The organism is Paenibacillus sp. FSL K6-0108 (assembly GCF_045040695.1).
Classification (GTDB): Bacteria; Bacillota; Bacilli; order Paenibacillales; family Paenibacillaceae; genus Paenibacillus; species Paenibacillus pabuli_B.
The window spans coordinates 3,252,855-3,277,779 of sequence record NZ_CP150288.1 but is presented as its reverse complement, the minus strand read 5'-3'; the positions used below and the strand labels follow the sequence as shown (position 1 = coordinate 3,277,779).

General features: G+C 44.1%; 22 protein-coding genes. 6 read left to right on the top strand and 16 right to left on the bottom strand.

Annotated features, from left to right (window positions below):
- The first annotated feature begins 52 nt into the window (after positions 1-52).
- On the top strand, positions 53-877 hold the full coding sequence (locus MHB49_RS15025; RefSeq protein ID WP_405156674.1) for an AraC family transcriptional regulator: 825 nt from the start codon (positions 53-55) through the stop codon (positions 875-877).
- Positions 878-1,319: 442 nt separating this feature from the next.
- On the opposite strand, the gene MHB49_RS15020 is transcribed toward MHB49_RS15025, so the two are convergent.
- The 8 genes from MHB49_RS15020 to MHB49_RS14985 all read right to left on the bottom strand — a co-directional run bounded on the left by MHB49_RS15020 (position 1,320) and on the right by MHB49_RS14985 (position 10,468).
- Positions 1,320-2,669: a glycoside hydrolase family 30 protein gene (locus MHB49_RS15020; protein WP_405156673.1), complete on the bottom strand. Its 1,350-nt coding sequence runs from the start codon at positions 2,667-2,669 to the stop codon at positions 1,320-1,322.
- A 22-nt stretch (positions 2,670-2,691) separates the two neighbouring features.
- Positions 2,692-4,335, bottom strand: a complete 1,644-nt coding sequence (locus tag MHB49_RS15015) for a sugar ABC transporter substrate-binding protein (RefSeq protein ID WP_405156672.1) — start codon at positions 4,333-4,335, stop codon at positions 2,692-2,694.
- Between the two features lie 70 nt (positions 4,336-4,405).
- Positions 4,406-5,293 carry a carbohydrate ABC transporter permease gene (locus tag MHB49_RS15010; RefSeq protein ID WP_247902637.1) on the bottom strand — a complete coding sequence of 296 codons (888 nt, stop codon included), beginning with the start codon at positions 5,291-5,293 and terminating at the stop codon, positions 4,406-4,408.
- Between the two features lie 14 nt (positions 5,294-5,307).
- Positions 5,308-6,219: a sugar ABC transporter permease gene (locus tag MHB49_RS15005; RefSeq protein ID WP_052016450.1), complete on the bottom strand. Its 912-nt coding sequence runs from the start codon at positions 6,217-6,219 to the stop codon at positions 5,308-5,310.
- Between the two features lie 197 nt (positions 6,220-6,416).
- On the bottom strand, positions 6,417-7,439 hold the full coding sequence (locus MHB49_RS15000; protein WP_247902636.1) for a LacI family DNA-binding transcriptional regulator: 1,023 nt from the start codon (positions 7,437-7,439) through the stop codon (positions 6,417-6,419).
- A gap of 295 nt (positions 7,440-7,734) precedes the next feature.
- Positions 7,735-8,028: a DUF3817 domain-containing protein gene (locus tag MHB49_RS14995; protein ID WP_247902634.1), complete on the bottom strand. Its 294-nt coding sequence runs from the start codon at positions 8,026-8,028 to the stop codon at positions 7,735-7,737.
- A 176-nt stretch (positions 8,029-8,204) separates the two neighbouring features.
- The gene (locus MHB49_RS14990) at positions 8,205-9,413 is read right to left on the bottom strand and encodes a macrolide family glycosyltransferase (protein WP_405156671.1); all 1,209 of its coding nucleotides are present in this window, start codon (positions 9,411-9,413) and stop codon (positions 8,205-8,207) included.
- Between the two features lie 86 nt (positions 9,414-9,499).
- Positions 9,500-10,468: a LacI family DNA-binding transcriptional regulator gene (locus MHB49_RS14985; RefSeq protein ID WP_405156670.1), complete on the bottom strand. Its 969-nt coding sequence runs from the start codon at positions 10,466-10,468 to the stop codon at positions 9,500-9,502.
- 166 nt (positions 10,469-10,634) lie between these two features.
- Here MHB49_RS14985 and MHB49_RS14980 point away from each other — a divergent pair, with 166 nt between their 5' ends.
- The gene (locus MHB49_RS14980) at positions 10,635-12,068 is read left to right on the top strand and encodes a glycoside hydrolase family 1 protein (RefSeq protein ID WP_405156669.1); all 1,434 of its coding nucleotides are present in this window, start codon (positions 10,635-10,637) and stop codon (positions 12,066-12,068) included.
- 134 nt (positions 12,069-12,202) lie between these two features.
- On the opposite strand, the gene MHB49_RS14975 is transcribed toward MHB49_RS14980, so the two are convergent.
- The 5 genes from MHB49_RS14975 to MHB49_RS14955 all read right to left on the bottom strand — a co-directional run bounded on the left by MHB49_RS14975 (position 12,203) and on the right by MHB49_RS14955 (position 16,802).
- Positions 12,203-13,207: an ROK family protein gene (locus MHB49_RS14975; RefSeq protein ID WP_405156668.1), complete on the bottom strand. Its 1,005-nt coding sequence runs from the start codon at positions 13,205-13,207 to the stop codon at positions 12,203-12,205.
- A 117-nt stretch (positions 13,208-13,324) separates the two neighbouring features.
- Entirely contained in the window at positions 13,325-13,912 is a 588-nt protein-coding gene (locus tag MHB49_RS14970; protein WP_405156667.1) for a sugar O-acetyltransferase, read from the bottom strand.
- A 40-nt stretch (positions 13,913-13,952) separates the two neighbouring features.
- Positions 13,953-14,528, bottom strand: coding sequence for a sugar O-acetyltransferase (locus MHB49_RS14965; protein WP_247902628.1), 576 nt, complete (start codon positions 14,526-14,528; stop codon positions 13,953-13,955).
- Between the two features lie 231 nt (positions 14,529-14,759).
- A complete protein-coding gene (locus MHB49_RS14960; RefSeq protein ID WP_405156666.1) occupies positions 14,760-15,935 on the bottom strand; it encodes an MFS transporter in 1,176 nt (391 codons plus the stop codon).
- 108 nt (positions 15,936-16,043) lie between these two features.
- The gene (locus tag MHB49_RS14955) at positions 16,044-16,802 is read right to left on the bottom strand and encodes a TrmB family transcriptional regulator (RefSeq protein WP_405156665.1); all 759 of its coding nucleotides are present in this window, start codon (positions 16,800-16,802) and stop codon (positions 16,044-16,046) included.
- A gap of 205 nt (positions 16,803-17,007) precedes the next feature.
- On the opposite strand from MHB49_RS14955, the gene MHB49_RS14950 reads away from it, so the two are divergent.
- Positions 17,008-17,136, top strand: coding sequence for a DUF4023 family protein (locus tag MHB49_RS14950; protein WP_082703947.1), 129 nt, complete (start codon positions 17,008-17,010; stop codon positions 17,134-17,136).
- A gap of 179 nt (positions 17,137-17,315) precedes the next feature.
- Complete coding sequence (locus MHB49_RS14945) at positions 17,316-17,579, top strand: hypothetical protein (protein WP_247902625.1); 264 nt, start codon at positions 17,316-17,318, stop codon at positions 17,577-17,579.
- 84 nt (positions 17,580-17,663) lie between these two features.
- On the opposite strand, the gene MHB49_RS14940 is transcribed toward MHB49_RS14945, so the two are convergent.
- The 3 genes from MHB49_RS14940 to MHB49_RS14930 all read right to left on the bottom strand — a co-directional run bounded on the left by MHB49_RS14940 (position 17,664) and on the right by MHB49_RS14930 (position 21,177).
- Positions 17,664-19,241, bottom strand: coding sequence for an ABC transporter substrate-binding protein (locus tag MHB49_RS14940; RefSeq protein WP_405157140.1), 1,578 nt, complete (start codon positions 19,239-19,241; stop codon positions 17,664-17,666).
- Between the two features lie 75 nt (positions 19,242-19,316).
- Positions 19,317-20,213 carry a carbohydrate ABC transporter permease gene (locus MHB49_RS14935; RefSeq protein WP_257032059.1) on the bottom strand — a complete coding sequence of 299 codons (897 nt, stop codon included), beginning with the start codon at positions 20,211-20,213 and terminating at the stop codon, positions 19,317-19,319.
- A 40-nt stretch (positions 20,214-20,253) separates the two neighbouring features.
- Positions 20,254-21,177: a sugar ABC transporter permease gene (locus MHB49_RS14930; RefSeq protein ID WP_076288345.1), complete on the bottom strand. Its 924-nt coding sequence runs from the start codon at positions 21,175-21,177 to the stop codon at positions 20,254-20,256.
- A 335-nt stretch (positions 21,178-21,512) separates the two neighbouring features.
- On the opposite strand from MHB49_RS14930, the gene MHB49_RS14925 reads away from it, so the two are divergent.
- On the top strand, positions 21,513-23,264 hold the full coding sequence (locus MHB49_RS14925; RefSeq protein WP_405156664.1) for a sensor histidine kinase: 1,752 nt from the start codon (positions 21,513-21,515) through the stop codon (positions 23,262-23,264).
- Positions 23,245-24,855, top strand: coding sequence for a response regulator (locus MHB49_RS14920; RefSeq protein ID WP_405156663.1), 1,611 nt, complete (start codon positions 23,245-23,247; stop codon positions 24,853-24,855). Before MHB49_RS14925 ends, MHB49_RS14920 begins: the two co-directional genes overlap by 20 nt.
- Positions 24,856-24,925 lie beyond the last annotated feature (70 nt).

The window sequence follows — 24,925 nt, the reverse complement described above, 5'->3', positions numbered from 1 at the left end:
AGAACGTTAACTTTAGGATGGACAATATTAACCTTTGTAGGGAGTTGAGATAATGAATCATAAGACATTGCTCACGAACCATTTATCCAATCTGCAGGTTGATTTGTTCATGGTCAACTTCAATCGCTGCGATACGGATTGGCAGGACCTTGATTACACACCCGATTACAGCAAATTTTATTTGATCTGTGAAGGCGAGGGCTGGCTCAAGATCGGCGATCAGGAGTATTATCCTGCACCTGGACAGCTTTTTTTGATGCCGGAGGGGGTCACGCAGTCTTACTCTGCCATCAGTGATCGTCCTTTTCTCAAATACTGGTGTCATTTCAGTGCTAAGGTTGGAGGCATCAACCTATTTCAAATTTTGAATTTCCCCCACTTCTGTTCATCGGATCGGCCCGACCTGATACAGGAAATATTCAACAGCATTCTTAATTACACCCGATCCGGTGAAGTCTATGCGCATATGATGGCAAAAAGCAAATTAATAGAGTTGTTGTCCCACTACATTATGCATCTGGATCAGGAGCAGATTAGTTATATCAATGTGCCTGTTATGGAGAAAATATCTGCAATACTGGCCTATATCGATGCCAATATTGAAGAGAATATTTCTGTCCGGGATCTGGCTCAGATTGCCTACATGCATCCCAATTATTTCATTCGTTTCTTCAAACAGCACATCGGCGTTCCACCCATGCACTACATGGCCAGCAAAAAAATGGACAAGGCAAAAGAACTTCTGACCTGTACGCCAAAAACAGTCACTGCCATTGCCGAGCATCTTGGTTTTAGCGACTTATATTATTTCTCAAGGCAATTTAAAAAGCATACAGGTCTTAATCCAACGGAGTACCGCAAACAAATTATGGTATGAACCTTGAACAAAGATGACATGATTGCACTCGCTCAAAAGCAAATGGAGCCCCATAAAGGGAACTCCATTGTCATAACTTGCTGCGGTTTTCCACTCCTTGCTCAACCACTCGTTTGACCTCTCTCAAATAGGCGTACCCATTCATATGACCATGTGCAAACGTATAGTGGGGCTCAAATTCCATGCTTGCGTCAAAGGCAGGTCGATTAAAGGTAGGTTACCACTCATCAAGCAACTGTTATATTATAATCCCAGTGTACTCAATCAGCCGGGTCTAGTATTAACCGGCACTAGCGGGAATAAGTATGTTCTGTTTATTGATGAGAGTGGAGGAACACCAAATCTAGCGATTCAAAGAGTATAAGTTCGCTGGATGCAATATAAAAAGGCGATACTCTGAGTTAATTCTCTGAGTATCGCCTTATCTTTCATAACAACATTATTACTCTTGGTTAATCAAAATGGACAAAGCACTTTTGGCTTCGAGTTGGAAACTTAACAGTTCTTCTTCTCTTAGCTGAACCTGTACATTTCCTGTCACTTCACCATCATTGAATAACACAACGGCAATCGATCCATCCGTATTTTTGAAGGCTACGGAACGAATGGATGCCTCATTGGAGGAAGAGTCAATGCGTACCGCTTTGGGACGAATCAATGCACTGAAATGAGCCAGGGCATAGTAGTCCAGTGTATAGGTAAGCTCCTTCGTTTGCTGATTGACTTTCACAATGCCGCGACACGTACTCTTCCCGAAGCCAGGAACAGTAGGCCCGTTGTTCTCATCAAGCGCCATATTCCAGAGCACAAAAGATTTGCTGTAATTGCGAAGAATTTCAATCCCTGTTCTGATCACATTGGAGAAGGCCTGTTCGAATGGAGGAATCCATTCGCCTCCTGATCCTTCGGTGAAGTGTACCTCCTTGCCTGGAAAGGCTTCATACACTTTCGTTTGTGCTGAGGCTTCGCCCCCATACCAGTGCCAAGCGACTCCATCTACCTCTTCTGCCGCCTCATCAAGCACGGTCAGCGGATAATCCGGACGATCCCAGTTGTGATCATAACAGAGGATTTTGGACTGAATGTCATTGCTGACAAAAGCCGGTTTGAGATGATTTTTGATAAAGTCGGCTTGTGCTTCGGCTGGCATCAACATACCAGGATAATGACCCGGTTCATAAAGCGCCTCATTCTGTGGTGTTACTGCATGGATAGGCAATCCATGGGATGCGTAGGCTTGGATATATTTCACAAAATATTCCGCATATGCCGGATACCACTCATTTTTCAATTGACCTGTAATCATCGAGCCGCTTGTTTTCATCCAGCCCGGGGCGCTCCAAGGTGAAGCGAACAGCTTCAGCTCAGGATTTAACTCCAAAGCCTTCTGAGTCAAAGGAATAACATCCGCTTCATCGTGTGCGATGCTGAACCCGGAACATTCCGGGTCCGTTTGATTTTCTGGCAGATCATTATAGCTGTATACCGTTCTGGCATAGTCTGAAGCTCCCATCGGATTGCGGATGACCGACAATCCAATGCCTTCCTCGGGATGGAACAACCGATTCATGACTTCCGCTCTCTGCTCATCGCTTAATACCTGGTTAATCAGATAGGCAGATGAGTCAGTAAAAGATGCCCCGAAACCATCCATTTCCTGATATGTTTGCTGATCATCCAAAAGGATAGTCGTTGTCTCCAAGCCGGAGTCCTGCGATTTCAATTGATCCTGGGACACGGATACAAACAATGCATCTTCTCCCGTGGATTTGTACATTTTGAATTTCGTCATATGTTTTCCCTCCACATTCCTCTTATTGGATACCCAATTTCTCTTTATTCTGTTTCATTTTCTCACTACGAACCTTCAGGATTTCATCCCAACGGTTTTCACCTAAAAATGACTTGTAAGCGGCGAGCGCATTGTCAAAAGAGGCATCATCTTTGGCACGAACCATGCTTACCAGTGTTGAATTCCACTTGGCGTTGATTGCCGACAACGCACGGGCCTCAGGTGTTCCTTGATTCGGACTAATATTTTCCAGAATGAAGTGTGGTTTCAGTTTTCCTTTGCCCCACTCTTGCATTTGTTTAATGGCTTCCGGGAAAGCATCCGCACTTAATGCTTTGTGACGGTCATGGCCAAAGAACATGAATTCACCCATCCGATATTCCTTTTTGAATTTGTCCGCATTATGCAGCTGCAGGTCCTTCACAGCTGGCAGCAGCTCAACCGTACCATCTGCATTCTTTTTATACGTCTCGCCTTCAATACCATAGTTCATCAGAAGCTGACCTTCTTCACTCAGCAGATACGTAAAGATTTGCATCGCTTTGGCTGGATCTTTGGCATCCTTGGAGATGAAGTTAATCATCCAGCCCGTAATACCAGATTGATTAAGAGTCGGTGCATTCCCTTTGGTGCTTTGTGGTCCATCAATGGCAACATACTCTTTGCCTTCATTGGCACTCAGATAAATTTGCAGATTTCCTCCTTGTTGAGGTGTGCCATCCAGCAGCATCGTTGCATATTTTCCGGATTTCACTTTTTCCTCAAAGCTCGTACCATCATCAGCAAAGCTATCATCACTGATATTTCCGTCTCTGTATACCTTATTTAAAGTCTTCAGCCATGTAAGATAATCTTCATCCTGATTGCGATCATAAAATTCTCCATTTTCCGTTTCAAGCGGAACACCGATGAAGTCTTGCAGCGTATCTCCAAGTGAACCTGTTCCTTCACCAATAGAGTTAAAACCAAATGGAATCAGCGTTGGGAACTTTTCCTTGATCTGTTTCATCACACTTTCAAATTCCTCTGGCGTTCCAATGACAGGACTGCCCAAAGCCTCGTACACATCTTTACGAATGATGAATGCCGTTTTGGCCGGAATGTTGCCGCTATCATAATCGGCTTGCGTATTGGAATAGTTTGGATAGCCGTACGTCTTGCCATCAGCCAGCTGGAACCAGTTCAGGGTATCGGCAGCCGCGACTTTGTTGAAGTATGGATCATATTTCTCCGCAAGATCGTTCAGCGGCATAGCCCAGGTTGCGGCTTTTTGCACCACAGGAGAGTTAGAGTCAAATACCGTCAGCAGGTCAGGCATGTCACCACCGGCAAAGAAAGTATTTAATTTTGTGTCATCCCCTGTAATGAATTTGATATTAATGTTCAGATCTTCCTTGATCTTCTTGGTCACAATATCTTTGCCAAAATCCGTGTTCCACCAGTCTGCATTAACGTACCAGGTAAGGTCTGTAACTTCTTCCTTTTTATCGAGCTGCCAGGCTGGTTTTTCCGGGTCGACGGTATAGCGATCTTCGATGGAAACCCAGTTTCCATCGCTCGCCCCCCCTGAACCGCTGCTGCAGCCTGTAATCATGATCACCGCTGTCAGTAATGCTGCGCACAGTTTAACTCCTTTTTTGCCTGCTGCCTTATTCATCTTGAACATATTGTTTCCTCCTCAAAGTTAGGTGAGAAATATTAAACAGAGCGAACTTTCGAACAAGCTTGAATCTCCCTTACTCCTTGACAGCACCCAGCATCATGCCGGAGATAAAATATCTTTGTAGTACGGGATAGATCAATACGATCGGCAGTGTGGTAATAACAATCGTGGCCAGTTGTACTCCTTTAGTCGTTGTTTCAATGACTGCCGACCCGCCGATATTTTGCATCGATTGCGTCTGGGACTGAACGATAATCTCGTACAGCATCATCTGCAATGGATACAGCGACTGATCGGTAATGTACAACTTGGTTGTCATAAAGTCATTCCATTGCCCAACTCCATTGAACAATGCAATAGTTGCCATCGCTGGCATGGATAGCGGGATGAAGATTTTCAGGAAAATATGCCAGTCTCCCGCACCATCGATTTTGGCTGACTCCTCCAGGGAATCCGGTACATTCCGGAAGAAATTCATCAGAATGACGACATCATAGAAGCTAAACAATGCCGGAATAATGTACACCCAGAAGCTGTTAAGCAGGCCAAGGGATTTAATCAACAGGTACGTTGGGATCATTCCGCCAGAGAAGAACATCGTGATAACCCCCATGGCCACGTACAGCTTACGGCCACGTATGTACTTTTTGCTCAGGCCGTAACCGACCATGGCGCAGAAAAACACGTGTGTAACGACACCGATTGTTGTTTTGGATACGGAGATGAAAAACGCTTGCCAGATGCTCGAATCGTTGAACACAGCTCTGTAATTCTCCAGCGAGAACTCCGGTGACCAGAAGATGAACCCACCTTCCGCCAAAGCCTTGCCCGAGCTAAAAGAAGAGATGATAACATTCCAGAGCGGAACCACAATAATGACAGTACAAATAACGAGTAAGATAATATTTAAGGTATCAAAGATCCGACTATCGAGATCTTCTTTAGCCACCTTTCCATTCACAGAGGATGCCTCCTTTACAGCACAGATTGATTATCGTTTAATTTGCTTGTAATTTTGTTCGCGGTGACCAGCAGAATAACAGACACAATCGAGACGCCCAGACCAACCGCGGTAGCATACGAAAAGTCACCCTGTGACATCCCCATACGATATACATACGAATTGATAACTTCTGCCTTATCACGGTTTTGCGAGTTCATCAGAACCAGCGTCTGGTCCAGATTGGAACCGAGTAAACCGCTTACAGTAAGAATCAGATTAAGGCTAATGATCGACTTCATGTTGGGCAATGTAATATTCCAGATTTGTCTGAGACGGCTTGCACCATCAATTTTGGCTGCCTCGTAATACGTTGGATCAATCTTCGACATAATCGCCAAATACAGAATCGTTCCCCAGCCAGCCTCTTTCCAAATATCGGATAAGACTGCAATCCACCAATACTTCCCTGCATCCAGCAAAATGTTTTGCGGTTGCGAAATTACTCCCAAGCTAAGTAACAACTGATTAAACAATCCCGTTGTTGAAAACCAGGTGATAAGCATACCGCCCAGTACGATCCAGGACAGAAAGTGAGGCAGATATGAAATCGTTTGCACAAATTTCTTGAAGCGACCGCTGTTTAATTCATAGATCATGATCGCGAGGATGATGGGAATGACGAACCCAATACCCAATTTCAAAAAGCTGATCCCCAGCGTATTCACTACGGCATCCCAGAAGTATTTGTCTGACATAATGATTCGGAAATTTTCCAAACCGACCCATGGTGCACTGGACAGCGTATCAATGACAGTGTAATTTTTAAATGCAATCGTCAAACCGTATATGGGAATGTAACAAAAAATAATCATAAAAATGATGCCAGGTATAATCATTGATTGAATTTCCCATTGTCTTCGGTAATCAATGACGAACTCCTTCATTCTTTGTCCGATTGGCTTCCTTCCCCCCGGTCTGACAGGCTTTTTACCGGTTGACGATGTCTCTACGGCTAATTTACTCACGCTCTTTTGCTCCCCTCCAACTTAAGCATCTTGATAAAAACGTTTTTATTTTCCGACAAAAAACCTCCTATTTTCAAATCAACAATTTAAAAAGACCGGAAATGATTGAAACAGCACTATGTTAAATAACCACTCCGGTCGATCTTCACATGACTTGAACCCCGTATAATAAGTTCACCCGCCAGTTTCTCTGAAACGCCATGTTCCTTCTTCTTGATCATGCGAACCAGATGGTTGACCGCCAGGATACCCTGCCTTGCAATCTGGTTTCTTACGGTGCTTAATGGTGGGGAAAAGTATTGGGCAATATCAATATCATCGAAGCCTACTACACTTACATCCTGGGGAACTTCGAAGCCATGAGACTTCAAGGCCTGGATGCAGCCAATGGCGCTCACATCATTTCCTGCCAGAAAAGCATCAGGCAGCTTGCCAGGATGCAGATGAAGGAATGATTTTATCGCACTATATGTGCCCTCTTCCTCAAAATATCCCTGTATGATGTAATCATCATCCAGCGGAAGTTGATACTCATGCAAAGCAGCCAGGTAACCATCTCGACGCTGATTACTGTCAAACATGGTGTCAACACCGGATATGTAGGCAATTTTTTTGTGACCCAGTCCAATTAAATACTTTGTCGCTTCATACCCTGCCACATAGGAGTCAAAAATGACGCTTCCCATAGTTTCGCTCTGATAGACCCGATCCAGAAATACAGCCTTGATCTTGTCTTTCTCCATAGCGACAATGTCCTGCTCATCAATCCGAAGTTCTTCGTAGATGATGACGCCATCCACTCGCCGTCCGAGAATATTACTCATAATGACCTGCTTATCCTTGGTCACAAACACATTCAGCCCGTAACCCAGACGATCGCATTCACGAGACATGGATTCAACCAGCTTATAGAAATAGGGACCCGACACACTTGTGGTGAAAAAGCCCAGCATTTTGGTTTGTCCGGATTTCAACAGCTTGCCGTTCAGGTTGGGAACGTAGTTTAAACGCTCTGCCACCTTCAGGACATGTGATTTCGTCTCCGGGTTTAAGACATCTACGCCGTTCAAGGCGTTGGAAACTGTAGAAATGGATACACCGGCTTCCCGTGCAACATCTTTAATCGTAATCTTTCCCATAATGTTTTGGTCCTTTGCTATAAAAACGTTTTTATATATTTTAAATTAGCATAAAACCGTTTTCAACACAACACTTTTTCATTTAATTATTTTTCACCTTCTTTTTGGTCCACACACATAATCATCGTGGGAACTGTGAAAACAAGGAATCTGGAAACCACCTCTTCCACTACAATTCTTTTTGTTGAAACATCCCTTTCAGTCAGCCAGAAAGAATTTGCACAGAAATCAGCAGGCGACCAATCTGGATGAGTTGGTCGCCTGCTGTCAATGTCATCGTTCTTTTCAGAAATTCTTATTTCCAGTCTCTCTTGCGAAGATAGGACTCAAATACAAATGTTCCAAAAGGCAACAAGCCCGCTATCAAGCCCATTAACCAGCGTAGAGCTTTCCATTTCTTCACCACTGCCAGATGCACAAGTGCAATCAGATACAGCGGAAACAGAATTCCGTGAATCATGCCCATTATCGTTACAGGAGCGGATATATCAGCGAAATATTTTAGCGGCATGGCTATAAAAATCAGCAGCAGCAATGATATCCCTTCCCATATGCCTGCAATTCTGAATCGACCTGTCACTGTCTTCATCCTGTTCAATCTCACCTTTCCAGCGGCTAGTTTGTGAAATATGTAACTTGTTACAAGATGTTTCAACTTGAAGCCACATAATCTGTAGTTATGCAGCTTCTCTTGAACCTTCTTGTACAGTATACCGCATGGTTCTGGTCCGAAAATGCTTCAATTTTGAATAATTAATGACTGAACTATGTGTGAATGAGATGTTGAGCCTTAAATTTGAAAATTGCATCAACAGCGTATGGATACCCGCCTGATTTCCGGAAGGATTCCTGCATGCTCGCAGCAGCTTTCTCGAAAGAGGGAGTGTTTAATACATGTTCCACTGCTTCAAACAGCTGATTGGCAGTCAAGGTTTTCATTTGTAAGCTGATGCCTGCTCCCCTATTGACAACCTGCTCAGCGATGATTGGCTGATCTGCACTTTGGGGAATCACAATAAGGGGAACTCCAAAATATAAACCTTCACTGGTACTGTTCATCCCGCCATGAGTGATAAATAATTTAGCGGATTGTAATACATCCATCTGTGGCACATAACGTTTAACGATAAAATTTTCCGGAATCGCTCCCAGATCTGTAATGTGTGTTCTGTCCCCTACAGACATGACAACAGTATGATCGGTATTCCCCAATGCTTCAAAACAAAGCTTATAAAACTCAAGAGCTTGGTTAAAAATCGTGCCCAGTGAAATATAAATAAGTCTTTTCCCTTTAATTGCTGCCAGATCGAAGTCTTCATGTGTAAATCGCGAGAAGATGGACGGTCCTACAAATTGATACGATTGGTCGAATTCTTCTTCACTAGGCTGGAAATCCCTTGTTGTATATACGAGGGTAAGCGGAGCAGGATTGCAAAACACTTCATAGGGAGAAGGAATCTCCACATCATATTTTTCCTGTAACCTTCTCGTTAGGCTATGGAATGTATCGTTTATGGGTTGGACGATTTCGGGAGGAACATCTAAGAAAAATCGTTGCATCAACTGATTGAATGATTCTTCGGTCTGTGCAAAAGAAGTGCATGAATTAATTGCAGGCAGCTTCAGAATTTGCGCAAGCAAGCGTCCACAGCCAAACATGGAGTCATGGATGATGTAATCAAAATGCTCACCCTTGATCTGTTCAAGCACGCTCGGAATGACGATATCTGCTGTAAGCAAAAGACCATTGATTCGTTCAAGCAAATAATCTCTGCCACCTGAGACAAACGCTTTAATGAACTTTTGGTCGTCAAATGTTCGGACTATAGCCCCCGTCTTCTCCATTCGTTCCCGATATGCTTCAATTGTGAAATACACGACCTCTTCCCCGCGTAAAATAAGCTCTTTCACAACGCCAATCGTTGGATTGACATGTCCCTCTGATCCACCGTTAATAAATAAAACACGTGCCATAACGATCCCTCCTTTGCTAAGATACGTTCTCTAAATGGTGTAAGAATTCGTAAGCAATGACGTACTTTACTCCCCCAAAAATCAATTCAGGTGGTCGCACGTTCTATCAGTTTGAATTCCAATTGCTGAGGCTCTAGCTCCTGCTTGCCAAGAACGGCCCATAATCGATGAAATGCCTGAGTAGCTTGTTCAGCAATTGGATTATGTATAGTAGTTATTCCAAGAACACGGGACAGCTCTATATCATCGAAGCCAACAATGGCAAGTTGATCGGGAACTTGTATATTCTGTTTGCGTGCTTCGGACCAGATTCCGATTGCTGCATAATCATTCGAACATAACACCGCTTGAGGAAGTTTTGGCCAACTTGCGATTCTTTGCATCGCCTCTTCTCCGTCAGATGAACTGAACACAGAATACTGATAGGCTTCACGCAATACAGGCAGTCCCTTATCTGCCATAAATGATTCGTAGGCTTCCCGCCGACTCTGGGTATTCAGACTTTCTGCTCTGCCAAAGGCATTGGCAATACGGGTATAACCTTTGGATACCAGATGTTCGAGAGCCAGCTTGTAGCCTTGCGCCTGATCCATAGCCACTGACGGAATTTCGTCATCTCCCATCCGCTGCCAAGATACAATCGGACCATACTCGCAATAGGCTTTCAGTTTGTCTGGAGGATTGACACAGGTCATAATCACCAGTCCATCCACTCGTTTACTCCGCAGATCCTCGAACGCCTGCAATTCAATTTCTTTATCTCCACGCGAAGTATAGATCAGGGTCTGAAATCCATAATCCATCGCAGTATCAATGAATTGATTCATGAATGTAAGAATAATCTCGTTGGTTGCTGATGTGACAATTCCAATTTGCTTGGTCTGTCCGGTGGACAACGAAACGGCATTTCGGTTCGGTATATAGTTCAGCTGTTTCATGATTTCCGTTATTTTCTGCCGAGCCTCGTCGCTCACATGTCGCGAATGATTAATTACTCTGGATACCGTGGCCTTCGAATAGCCGGACTGCTTCATAATCTCATCGAACTTGGACACATGAAGTCTCCTTTCCTGCTGACTTTCTATGATGAATTACAGTTTGCCTCAAAATAAATAAAAAGTAAAACTTGACGTGTAACCCGTTCCAACGATTAAGCTTTTTTTATGCAGTGCTGCTGTATGTAATATTCACAACGAATTCATAACGATTGGAGCGATACACATGACTCATTCTCAACATCCATCATTTGATTTCCCCGAAAACTTTCTGTGGGGTGGTGCGATTGCCGCCAACCAGGCTGAAGGTGCATATAATTTAGGCGGCAAAGGTTTGTCTACTCAGGATGTGGCTCCCAAAGGCATCATGGGTCCCATTACTGAAGAACCGACTGAAGATAACATGAAACTGATCGGGATCGACCTGTATCACCGTTATAAAGAGGACATCAAGCTATTCGCCGAGATGGGATTCAAGGTATTCCGCACTTCCATCGCTTGGTCCCGTATCTTCCCTAAGGGCGATGAACTGGAACCCAATGAAGAAGGTCTTCAATTCTATGATGATCTTTTTGACGAGTGTCTTAAATACGGAATCGAACCACTGGTCACCCTTTCACACTACGAGACACCTCTCCATCTCTCCAAGGAATACGACGGCTGGGTCAATCGGAAGATGGTCGGGTTCTACGAGCGTTATGTAACTACCGTATTCAAACGTTATCAAAATAAAGTGAAGTACTGGCTCACATTTAACGAAATCAATTCAATTCTGGAAGCACCTTTCATGAGTGGTGGGATCTACACACCAAAAGAAAAATTGAGCAAACAGGATCTTTATCAAGCGATACATCATGAGTTTGTAGCAAGTGCTTCTGCTGTGAAGCTTTGTCATGAGATCATTCCAGGTGCGCAGATTGGTTGTATGATGCTCAGTATGCCGACCTATCCGCTAACACCGAATCCCGATGACATGATTAAAGTGATGGAATTCGAACACAGCAATTATTTCTTCGGAGATGTGCATGTGAGAGGCCGCTATCCTGGATACATGAAACGTTACTTCCGTGAAAATGGAATCCAGATTCAGATGGAAGAGGGCGACGAAGACATGCTGCTCCATACCGTCGACTTCATTTCTTTCAGCTATTACATGAGTATCTGCCAAACGGCTGATCCGAACAAACAAGTTGCAGGTGAAGGTAACCTGCTTGGTGGCATACCTAACCCTTACTTGCCTGCAAGTGAGTGGGGATGGCAGATCGATCCGCAAGGACTGCGTTATGTGCTGAACATGTTCTATGACCGTTATCAGAAACCACTCTTTATTGTGGAAAATGGACTGGGCGCTGTGGACGAGCTCATTACCGGACCTGATGGTAAAAAGACCGTTGAAGATGACTATCGCATTCAGTATTTGAATGATCATCTTGTTCAGGTTCGGGAAGCCATTGAAGACGGCGTTGAAGTTATGGGTTATACGTCCTGGGGATGTATTGATGTAGTCAGTGCTTCGTCAGCACAATTGAAAAAACGTTATGGTTACATCTATGTTGATCGCCATGACGATGGTTCAGGAACACTCGAACGATATCGCAAAAAGTCGTTCCACTGGTACAAAGAAGTTATTGGCAGCAACGGCAAGAGCCTGAAACGTTAAGGAATTGAAATACCTTTAGCAGGAAAAAAATGTTCTCCCCCAGCAGAAATCAAGGACAAGCATTGGTTACACCATGTAATGATGCCCTGTTTTCTTCTGGGGATTTTATTCATATGCTGAGTCCCGTTTTCAATTCAATTAAACTGGACCAGACCCGGTTCCAACGCTTTCAGTGCTAACCATCGCATCCCTGCTTCAAAATCCTCCCGAAACGAATCAATCAGAATGATGTCAGGATAAGATGGCATCGACAGCTCGACTTGATACATTTGCCATGCTTGAATAACTTCATCTCCTTCAACCATCTGCTGGTAAATGACAACCTGATTTGGCGCAAGGATCGCATTTACCGTTTGAATCATGTTACATACCGTTTTAATAAACAATTCCTTTTCCATTGAGCTATACCAATCAACCCCCATAGGGAGGTATTTCACTTCCCCAGCCATGCCAAGTTTTCCCCGGATCACTTTACCATCCAGATGAATACCCATACCTGGCGGGTAATGAGTCGGAAAATACATTCCGATGACACACTGGTCCTCATCTAACTCCTGTTTGGCACAATATCCGCTAATTGCAGCATTCACATCATTTTCCATGATGACTGGTAATCCGAACTGTGCTTCAAGATCTTCAGTCATTCGGATACCTTCTAACTGCCGGTGACTGCTCACCGTAATTTCCCCATTCACGGTTTGCCCCGGAATACCGATCCCAATCACTTTAATGGAAGCATGCTGGGCCAGCACGTTCCCAATGATCTCATAGAAGTGCTTCTGATCAAACGTAGGCATCGTATATTCTTCTCTGAACACCATGTTATCCTCTAGGTTAATCACGGTAGCGGTGATCAAATCCTGTCCCTGCTTTTCGTTGATATACATGACCAAAGCCAAACTGAAATCGTAATTATATCGGTAGGTTAATGCAGGTCTGCCACCGTTCGAAGGTACCGTCTCGTCCTCAAACAGTTCCCCCATATCACATAACTCTTTAACCAGTGAATTGACGGTTACTACACTGAGCTTGGTCATGGAGGCCAGTTGTGGCTTGGTTGCTGTTTCCACCCGTTTCATAACCTGGCGTACATGGTTTATATTAATTTCTTTCATCAAATACGCGTTCGCTATTTTCATAAGCACCCCTGCTCCATAGTTTCTTCTCCAATGTAGTAACTATACAATATCTCCAAAGGGTTTAAAAACACCCGATGAAAAACATCGGGCATTCTGAGGGTTAATATACACTTGGCGTTAGCTTCTTTTATACTTCGTTTTGTCTGCTTCCGTTATTTGGCGAATAACTCTGCATGGATTACCTGCAGCAATTACATCAGAAGGTATGTCCCTGGTAACTACACTACCTGCCCCAATGATGGTGTTATCTCCAATAGTGACACCCGCAAGAACGGTCACCCCGCCACCAATCCAAACATTATTACCCACTGTGATGGGACCTACAATTTCAAGGCCTTCGTTTCGTTGTTCCACATCAAAAGGATGACCAGCAGTATAGAATCCACAATTCGGAGCAACAAATACGTTGTCACCAAAACGGATTTTGGCTCCATCCAACATAACGATATTATGATTGCTATAGAAGTTCTCACCAATTTCAATGTTATAGCCGTAATCACATACAAACGGCTGCTCGATCAGGAAACGATCCGTTGTTTTTCCAAGCAGTTTTTTGAGGAGCGCTTCTCTCTCGGTAATTTTGGCTGGATGAAGCTGATTATACTCGTAACAAAGTCCCTTCGCGTGCAAACGCTCATCAATCAATTCGTTGTCGTAATTTGCATTATACAGCAGTCCCAGTTGTGATTTCTCTTTTTCTGTCATGAATCCTGTGCCTCCAGCTCTTCTGTCCAAAATAAATAGTTTAAAGTTCAATCTCTTTAATGATTCTAGCAGGATTTCCACCAACAATCATGTTATCCGGAACATCTTTGGTGACTACGGCACCGGAAGCAATAACAACGTTATTGCCGATGGTGACCCCTGGATTAATGACTGCCCTGCCTCCGATCCATACATTATTCCCGATGGTAACCGGCTTTCCATACTCTGCACCTGTGATCCGTTCGAATGGATTCAAGGGATGCGTGGCGGTGTATATGTGGACGTCAGGTCCCATTAAACAGTTGTCTCCAATACGCACTTCACATACGTCGAGTATCGTACAATTAAAATTGGTATAGAAATGTTCTCCAACATGAATGTTGTATCCATAGTCAAAATGAATATTCGGTTCCATGCTCAGATGTTCACCCGTTGAACCCAACAGCTCTTTTAATACCTTTGTACGGAGCTCGCCATCTGTTTCTGTCGTCTGATTGTACATACGTGTCATTCTTCTTGCATATTCCCTGTCTTGAGACAATTGGGGATCGGAAGCCAAGTACAGCTCACCATCGATCATTTTTTGTTTTTCCGATTTTGTTGTGATATTGCTCATGATTGTGTCCCCTTTGCGTTTATGATTAATAGTTGAACTCATAAATTAAGATACTTTATAAAGCTATAATAATTATATGGGATAACCTAAATAAATCAAGTTCTTTTACACTTTGATTTCAAAGCTATTATGCCAATTGTTATAAAAAAACCTCTGTACATCCAATAAATTATTGGACGCAGAGGTTTGTTAAAGTAAAACAATATAAGAGCCGTTTGTCTAGACAAACATTTAAACTAAAGCTTTATCCGACCGCTGAACAGTTTGTTCCTTGCGACTAATTGCATAAACAGCTGACAGCAGACCCATCAGAATCAGAACCGATCCAACCCATCCTGTATACATAATGGATGAGTGATCGATTACCACTCCGCCAATATAAGTTCCCAGAGCAATACCAGCGTGTGCAATGCCTGAATTGGTGCTAATTAACGTTTCAGCCGTTGCTGGTGAAGTTCGGATGATCAGGCTATTTTGTACCGGGGTAACCGTCCAGCTCAGCGCACTCCAGATACTTAGCAGGATCAAGAAAGCAATCAAAGGCAAGCCCGTACTAAATGGAATAACTGCCATACTCACGATAAAAGGAATCAGCACAATGACAATGGCTTTGGCCGGATGCAAACGATCTGATAAAATGCCCCCGATGCCGCCGCCTGCCACAGCAGCGATACCAAACATCATATAAATAAAGGTGACCATCGTTGAGCTGGCTCCCAGTGCTTCCTGAAGGAAAGGTGTGAAATACGCATATAACGTCAAATGCCCTGCCAGCACAAGTAATGTTGTACTATGAATTGCCAACATTTTCGGATTCCACAGAGCAGCAAGCTGCTTCTTCAAAGGTACTGCCGGAATCGGCTGCACTCGATCCATGGCAATGCCAATAGCAACCATCACCACTGCAGTCAAAATCGCGATCAACATAAACACTTCACGCCATCCCGCGAGATTACCGACGAAGATTCCAAGCGGTACACCCAAAATCAGAGATGCACTTCCTCCCATTGTGATTATCCCCACGGCACGGCCTTTATACTGAGGTTCCACAATCCGAGCTGCGAGCGTCAATGACAAAACAAAAATCAATGAGCCCGTTGCGGCTCCCAGAGCTCTGCCTGCCAAGAGCATATAAAAATTGGCACTGAACGCAGAGATGAGATTGCTGATTAGAAAAACGAATAGAGTGCACATATATACTTTTTTACGCTCGAATCTGGCCGTCATATTTAACAAAATAGGCGCAGATAACGCATAGACAAGTGAGAAAATGGAGATTAAATACCCAGCTTTGGCCAAGGTCAGATGAAGATCTGTTGCAATCAAGTCCAGAATGCCGCCTAAAATGAGTTCAACGGTACCCACTACAAATGCCGCGATCGCCAGGACATAAACTTTTTTATTCATATTTTTGAATCCTCCTCGAAAGTTACAACTACGATAGTAACCTAATAACAAGGAGATTTCAATACAAAAAAAGCTATTCTCAGAAAGAATAGCTTTGGAACTCTCGTTTTAATAAATTAATCTTGCCAGCAAACGTGCAATTTCTTCGTCCTGAAGCAGATGATCACCGAATTTTTTGGTGATTTGGGTAAGCGCGACATCATGATAGAAATAATCCGTTAATGCTTTCACAATTGGCTTGGACGTTGTCTTGATGGCCTTCCAAGAATCATGCTCGATACCTGCAAACAAAAGATATTCATGGTCAACAATAATGAGTTGTGAAGGCTCAAGCTTGCTGTCCTCCAGCATGGGGATTAACGAATACTTATGGGTTAGTGACGTCTGCAATCCCCCTACAGCTAAAACCTCAACATGTACACCTTGAGTCTCTTTCTTCTCCAGAAGTTCCCGGTATTTCTCCATTTGCTCGTTCCACGCCAGAAAAAGGATAGATGAATCCGCTTCTTCAATAAGCTGTTCTATATTCGATGCAATGGATGACGCATCCTTCAAAGTCCATATATGTTCATCTGTAAATGTACGTTTGATTTTATATGTCTTTAATTCTTCAATATCCTTCTCAAAGTCGGCTCTTATTTTGAGGATAATGGACTGAAGATCAACCGCCATGTACAACTTTTTCTTCCCATGCATAGTGGTTAGGACCGTTCCCTTATCAATTAGCCGATTAAGCACTTCGTATATCTTGGCCTTGGGTACATTAGAGTAATTAACAATGGATGTGGCATCAAGCGGCGCATCCTGCGCAAAGATGGCCTCATACACCTGACTTTCATATTGAGTAAAACCGAATTTCTGCAACATGGTTCGATTCGGGCTCCTTCTTGTTATATATCGTTCTATACAGTTTAGACGCCTGAACTTCCCATGTCCAGTTTATCCCACCGACGATCATCCAAGTCAGACAGTGATATTACGGTCAGAGTGGAGCAGCCAAATATAATGACTTCTCAATGGTTATATTAAGATTCAGGCTACACATTTTGTTTTTGAGGAGGTGTGTTTAGACATGGAGAGTACACATGATTTTGTAAAAAAAGTGAATGAGAATGCCGAAAAAGCACGTCATAACAAAAACAATGGCAAAGGTACGCCAGCGGATAAACTGCCGTCGAAGCAGCACAGCACCAATAAGTAAGGCGCATATCGGATTTTTTAATTAAAAGGGATTCTGCGCACCCCCTTTAAGCACATAGGTTGTGCCCAAGGCATAGCTGGTGATTGTCCCATTTATTGGTCATCATGCCTTTTGTCTAGCACCTTTATCATCTTCTTTTCATTTACTATAAGGAATCTAATAGAAAAGAGATGATGAGGATGGCTAGTGCAAAAGCTGTTCCACAACCGGATTTGGTATTGATCTATTGGTCCAGAAACCCGCTCGTTCCCGGTTCTGCACGCCGAATCAGAAGTGTACGTGTGATTGGAAACACATCCCCTTGTACCTTCACACTGGTGCGTGGTGCATTGCTGATCAATGCCTTAAACTGCTTGTTGGACCATGATATTGGTTTTAAAGTGGTCTACAGCAAGAAAACATCCAATATCAGCGGTGTTTTATTGTTGAAACGCAGATCATAAACGAACAAAACAAACAGGTGCCCCTCCTTCAATAAGGAGACGCACCTGTTTGTTTTTCAATAAAATGAACGGCTGACTTTCAACCTATTTGACGTTCATATAACGCTCGAAGGCATTATTACGGATGGTCAGCAACTGTTCAAGCCCCATATCATTCAGTTTTTTGATATAAGCATCCCAGCCCTCTTCGATGCCGCCTTTGGTTACCCACTGAGCACGCATCGTTGCTACATACCCGTCAATATCCGTTGTTAGCGTTGGCAGCTCCTGGAACTCCTCTGCATTGTACATAACCTTCGGATAAGGTGTCGTAACATCGGCGCTGCCCAACTGATCGATTTCCAGCTTGAGTCCGTCACCAGCCTTCGGATTAAGCTTAATTTTTTCTTCAAAGGAAGGGCTTACATATTTGGGTCCGAAATCACGCAGGGATTGATCCCAGTACCAAGCATCGGCGCTGGTGCCTGCCGGCGGGTCCATCAGTGTGTATGTGCCATCATCATTTTTCTCAATTACCGTTCCGATCGCACCCCAGAAATTCTGAATGCTGGCTTCGTTGGAATAGAACTGATCGGCCCAGCGTGCCGCGACTTCCGGAACAGTACATGAACTGGTGATAAGCAGTTCATTACGGGCCAGATTCATGCCGCCAGGATCCCCTGGCTGATAGCGTTTGCCATCCGGTCCGGCAATAGGCGCAATTGCTTCGTATTGGTCGCTCCACTTACCAAACACCGCATCGGGTGTCCATTGGTTGCTGAAACCTACAATTGGAATGTCTGCATTTTGCCATTTGGCTGATGTCATTGTATTGTCTTGTGTGAACAGTTCCTGATCAATCAACCCTTCTGAATACAGCTTGTGTGTATAAATAAGAGCTTCTTTATAGGCGTCGGTCGTTGGGAAGAAGACCGGTTTGCCGTCCTGCACAATCATACTGCTGGCGTTAATGTCAGTGATTCCGAATGGATTGAGGAAATCCACATTCAGACCCGTTTCTGTGTACGGAATTTCGTCCTGTTTTCCATTTCCGTTTGGATCTTTTTCCTTAAACGCTTTCAATACCTGATACAGTTCTTCTGTTGTCGTTGGTGCTTTCAGCCCCAGCTTATCAAGCCATGCCTTATTGATTACAGGCTGGTTCCGGCTCTTCGGACGCGCAGGCAGTCTGGTTGGCATTGAATAGATTTTGCCATCAGGAAACGTGCTGATTTTCTTCATATCTGGCGTCTCTTCCATAGCCGCCTTCAAGTTGGGCATATAAGAGTCGATGTATTCATCCAATGGACGGAAATAGCTCAGATTGTTGACAATGTCCGAATCGCTGAACACCTGATCGCCCAGAATAATGTCGGGAAGCGTACCGCTGGCAAGCATGATAGACTTCTGTTCACCCCAGTCATTGGAGGACATGACCTGCCACTCAATTTTCACATTGGAATCCTTCTCCAAATCCTTGAGCCATTGATTCTGAGTAAAGGTGTCGCCCATATTTCCCCAGCGAACTGTCAGTACCTTGAGTGTGACCGGTTGATTGACAATCGGCAGTCCTTCCTTATTAAAATCGCTTGATACCGAAGGCTCCGCCGTCTCATTGCTATTTCCACTACTACAGCCAACAACGCTGACCAACAGGACTGACGCGAGAAGCACGCTGCTCATTTTAGTAAATAATTTCTTGCCTATCTTTCTTCCCATTTGGGAACCCCCTTGATTCGTAATGAACTTCAACCTGCCTTATTCTTTCACTGCGCCGATCATCACCCCCTGATTGAAATACTTTTGGATGAACGGATACACACACATGATTGGAATTGTGGCGATAATAATAACGGAATACCTCATTAAATTGGCAAGACGCAGGGCTACTTGTGCCGCTTCTCCTGTACCCATGCCGGACTGCATCTGATTTGTGATGAGGATATTGCGCAGAATCAACTGCAGCGGATACAGATTCGGATCTTTCAAATAAATCAAGGCGTTAAAATATGAATTCCAATAGCCTACAGCAATCCAAAGTCCGAGGACCGCGATGATTGCTTTGGACAATGGTAATACGATCAGTACGAAATACCGCAGGTTACCACAGCCATCGATCTGGGCAGCTTCCCATAAATCTCCCGGAATGCTGGTCTGGAAAAATGTCCGGGCGACGATCATGTCGAAAACCACGACGGAGAACGGAAGCACCATCACGAGGAACGTGTTATAGAGATGGAAGTCGCGAATCGTCAGAAACGTTGGGATCAATCCCCCGCTGAAGAACATTGTAAAGATAAAGAACAGTGAGAAAAATTTACGTCCGACCAGATCTTTTCTCGATAATGCATAAGCCGCCGAAATATTGACCACAAGCCCGAAGAGCGTTCCCACCACCGTATACAGAATGGTATTTCGATATCCGATCCAGATGTTCTCGTGTCGCAGCAGTTCCCTATATCCTTCCAGAGTAAAACCTTTCGGAAACACCCACACCTGTCCGTTAGCCACAGATGAAGGATCACTGAACGAGGCGATGATTATAAAATAGATTGGATAAATGATAGCTATTAGAAAAAGAACTGCAAAGGCATATAGTACGACTTCTGCAATCGAAACACGTGATCGACGTTTTGCTCGGGGAGCTCTGGTCATTGCTGCCGGTTCCATAACACTCATCTTGTTTGTCTCCCCCCTACCATAGACTGTTTTCACTGTATTTCTTGGACAATTGATTGACCAGAATAAGCAAAATGAAATTAATGACGGTATTAAACAGGTTGATTGCTGAGGAGAAGCTGTATTGGCTGCTCAGCAACCCGATTTTGTATACATAAGTGGACAGAATCTCACTTGAGAGAATGTTCAGGTCATTCTGCATCAGATACACCTTCTCAAAGCCTACGCCGAGTAATCCGCCTACCCGCAGAATAAGTAGCGTAATGGCCGTCGGCAGCAGCATCGGAATATCGATATAACGAACCTTGTGCCATCGACTTGCTCCATCAACCGTTGCCGCTTCATAGAGACTTGGGTCTACGGCGGACAGCGCGGCAATGTAGATAATGCTGTCCCAACCGACATGCTGCCACACGTCAGACCATACATACACACTGCTGAACAGAGCTGATGAACCCATTAAGTCCGGTGCTTGTGCCCCAAACAGCTGATACATATTGCCAACAAGTCCTGTACTTGGCGAGAACAGGATCAGCATCAACCCGACCATAACTACGGTTGAAATAAAGTGAGGCATATAAGAGACTGTCTGAAAAAACCTCTTGAACCTCCCTGCTCTCATCTGGTTCACCAGTAGTGCAAGCATAATTGGAATCGGAAAAGTAGCCAAGCTGTACAGACTGATCACAAGTGTGTTACGAATCGTATTCGTAAATTGATAGGATTTAAAGAATTTCTCAAAGTATTTGAATCCAGCCCAAGGGCTGTCTCCGATCCCAAGCGCCGGACTGTAGTCCTTAAAGGCGATTAATACGCCGTACATCGGCTTGTAGGCAAATAAAAGTGTCAACAGAACCGCTGGAAAAAGCAAAACGTAAAGGCCCCAGTTTCGCCTGATTCTCTCCAACGTTCTTCCGATATAAAGTGGATTGGTCCTCATGGTTCTTCCTTCCCTCCTGTAAATATACTGATGCTGCTCTCCCGCAGGACCTGTCATCTCTGGAATAGCTTCAGTATAAACTGCTTCACATTGGGTTTACCGGACCGCTAAGGACGTTATTCGGACTTCTATGGTTCCATCCATGAACTTTACAAGTAACCAAGACGGTTACGAACAAAAATCATATCGTTATCCAGACTTTCGTGTGTGTAATCCGGACTTCTGAATCAAAAGATGCAATTCTTTATGTTTTTTTCAAATAAAGGTTTTATACTATTCCTGAGATATTAAAGCGTATTCATAACCAAGCAATCAAGAAAGTGGTGCATTGTTCCATGGCAAACCTGAACGCGATCAAACCCTACCCCATCCGGCATTATATCCGTATGATGTTCGTCATTTCTTTTGTTGTGCTCATCTTGGATCTCGTGATCAGCATTGCTTCCATCTCCATGGTCAAACAGCAGTCCACCCAATACTTGCAGGATGCGGCCGATCTGTATATCAATCGCATTAATCACGATTTTGCGTACATTAATCATTTCATGGGGTGGACACTGGCCAATGACGAGAATCTCGACAACATGAATACATATGGCGTGAACAGTATTCCGTTCCTAAAAGCCAACGAGAAACTGCATTTGCTCTTTGCCGAACTACAGCGAAACTACGGGCAGTCGTACAATTTCTTTTATTATTTGGAGAATAGTGAATATTTCCTCAACTGCGCACCAATAAGCATCTCCTATTCGGATTATTCAGAAGTGAAAAAACAGATCATTACGCTGACCCGTGATAAAGGTGTATATGAGAAGTTCTATTCCCATTGGACACCCATTCACGTGAACGGCACTTCTTATCTTATCAATATTGTGCCGTACTACAACCGTTATCTTGTTGCCTTAATATCCGCAGATGAACTGATCGCCCCTCTTCAGCAGATTAATCTGGGTGCCAACGGGTACGCCTCTCTGGTAGACGAGAATGGACTGCAACTTTCCGGACCTGCTGGCGGGGATCACATACCGGAAAAGAGACATTCATTTTTCGATCTGTTTCAGTCTCATAACATTGTCAGCAGCGACTTCTCCAATGCGGCATTCAGCGTGCATATGGCCATCAAGTTTGGCGCATTCGAGAAAATCATGGTAGCCCAGCTGCTCATTATGCTGCTATTTCTGATCGTGACCTCCACGTTAAGTGCAATCATCATGTTTTTCAGGAGAAATCTGCTTGTTCCCATTCAGCGATTCTCCAAAAATCTGGCGCGTATTAACGAAGGGGATGAAGCGACAGACTTCAAGAGCAGCCGAATTATGGAACTGGAGCAGGTTAATGCACAGTTTAAAGAACTGGTAAGCCAGATTAAACGGTTCAAAATCGATCGCTACGAGCAGGAATTGGAGAAACAAAAAATACGACTGGATTATATGAAATTGCAGATTAAGCCCCACTTTTTCCTGAATTGTCTGACGAGCATGTACAGTATGGCACAGATGCAGATGTACGAGGAAATTGAGAGTATGGCCTTGGCAACCTCCCGTTATTTCCGATATATCTTTCAAAGTGGAGAGAATTTCGTTCTTCTGGAGAATGAGATTGAACATGTAAGAACGTTCCTGGACATCCAGAAGTCACGTTACCGTGATGCTTTCTCCTATCGAATCGAACAGCCAGAGGTCATCACGGGCATCGCTGTGCCACCACTCGTCATTCAGACATTCATCGAAAATGCCGTTAAATATGGGGTCTCGCGGGACCGGGAATTATGTATTACGTTATCCGTGACGGAACAACGACAGGAAAATGGAGATTATGTGCTCATCCGAATTTCAGATACAGGTCCAGGCTTTAGCCCGGATGTTCTTGATGCTCTGATGCGTGGAGAAGCACTGGAGCAAACAGGCGGTAACCGGATTGGAATTATGAATACCATCCAACGTCTGGAGTTGTTATATCGGGATGAAGCAAATATTACATTTGCAAACGACGCAAGTGGCGCTCGGATCACGCTTTCCTTGCCTAAAATGATACTGAATTCAGATACTCCGGGAGAGGTGACAAATCATGAATGCATTGCTGGTTGATGATGATTACTTTGTGGTCATGGCTTTGGAAAAGAAAATTGATTGGAAGGCATTGGGGATTCATACAATATTCACAGCCTACAATATTGCACAGGCCAAGGAAGTTTTGCAAAATCATCCCGTACAGATTCTCATATGTGATATTGAGATGCCCCAGGGAAGCGGGCTGGAACTGCTCGCATGGGTCCGGGAGGAGTCGCATAATGTACAGACGATATTTCTGACCAACTATGCCGATTTCAACTATGCCCAGAAAGCCATCGAGCTGCAAAGCTTTGATTACTTTCTGAAGCCTATTGAGTTTGACAAGTTAACGCTTATTATACAAAAGGCGGTTGCCAAAGCCCGAGACCAGCAGTTTATAGAGAAAGCCATTCATGAGGGCGAACTGTGGCAGAAAAACCGGAGCAAACTGATTGAGGACAGCTGGCGCAGGTTAATCACCGGTAAAGCCTTTCCTTCCGGCCCGGCGGACGTCTCTGCCTTTTTGACAGAACAACATCTGCCTTATGAAACAACGGATCTGTTTCTGGCTATTCTGGTTAACCTGTTTCCGTATGATCAAACGCTGGGCAAGACGGACAAGAACCTGTTCGATTACGCTTGTTTGAATGTGATGGTTGAACGGTTTCAGGACACTCTTTTCTCCATTGAAGCCATTACCGAGATTAAGGATCATAACTGGATGATTATTCTAAAATGGAACGGAGCGCCGGATGCACCGCTGATCGAATTCATGTGCGGTTCGTTCATTCCGGAGGTTAATAATTATCTGAAGTCGGATGTCTGCTGTAGTATCGGATGCTCTCTACCCCTGGGTCAGATTCGTCATACCATCAACGAGCTCTTGCTTATGAATGAAGAGCGAATCAAACACCGCAATCAAACCTTTTTTCTGGAAAACTATAATAGACCCGAGTTGAATTACATACCGCCTGACCTTGGACTACTGGAGCAATTGTTGAATGAAAGTCGCTTTCAGGCGTTTCTGGATGAAACGGGTCGTTACATGCATCAACTGGTCCGTGAAGGTGTGGTGGGTACCGCTGTACTAAGTTTGCTGCGTCTTGATCTGGTGCAACTTGTGTATGCCCAATTGAAAAGTAAGGAGATCGAAGTGCACAAGCTGTATATGGGCAAAACGAATGATCAATTGTTCATGCAATCTCTGCATTCTATTGAAGACATGCAATCCTATATTGCCTACCTGGTTAATACGGCTGCGGAATATCTGAATGTTGCCGAACAGCCCAAGTCGGTTGTACATGAGATTACCGATTATATACGCACACATTATGGAGAAGATTTAACGAGGAATAATCTGGGGGAGATGGTCTATCTGAATCCGGATTATCTGGCAAGGCTGTTCAAGAAAGAGATGGGAATATCACTGGGCCATTATGTCATTCATACCCGTCTTGTGGCAGCCCGGCACCTACTGGAGACCACCGCACATTCGGTGCATACCATTGCTGGAAATGTCGGCTATACCAACTACTCTCACTTCACCAAGCTGTTTAAGCAAGAGATGGGCTGCAGCCCCAATGAATATCGCAAGAAGCAAAGAGAAGGCTCTCATGAAACCGGATGACCTTTCATTGTAATACAAATGCCACCCTGAGAATCGTACGCAGAGTGGCATTTGCTATTTTGCTATTTTG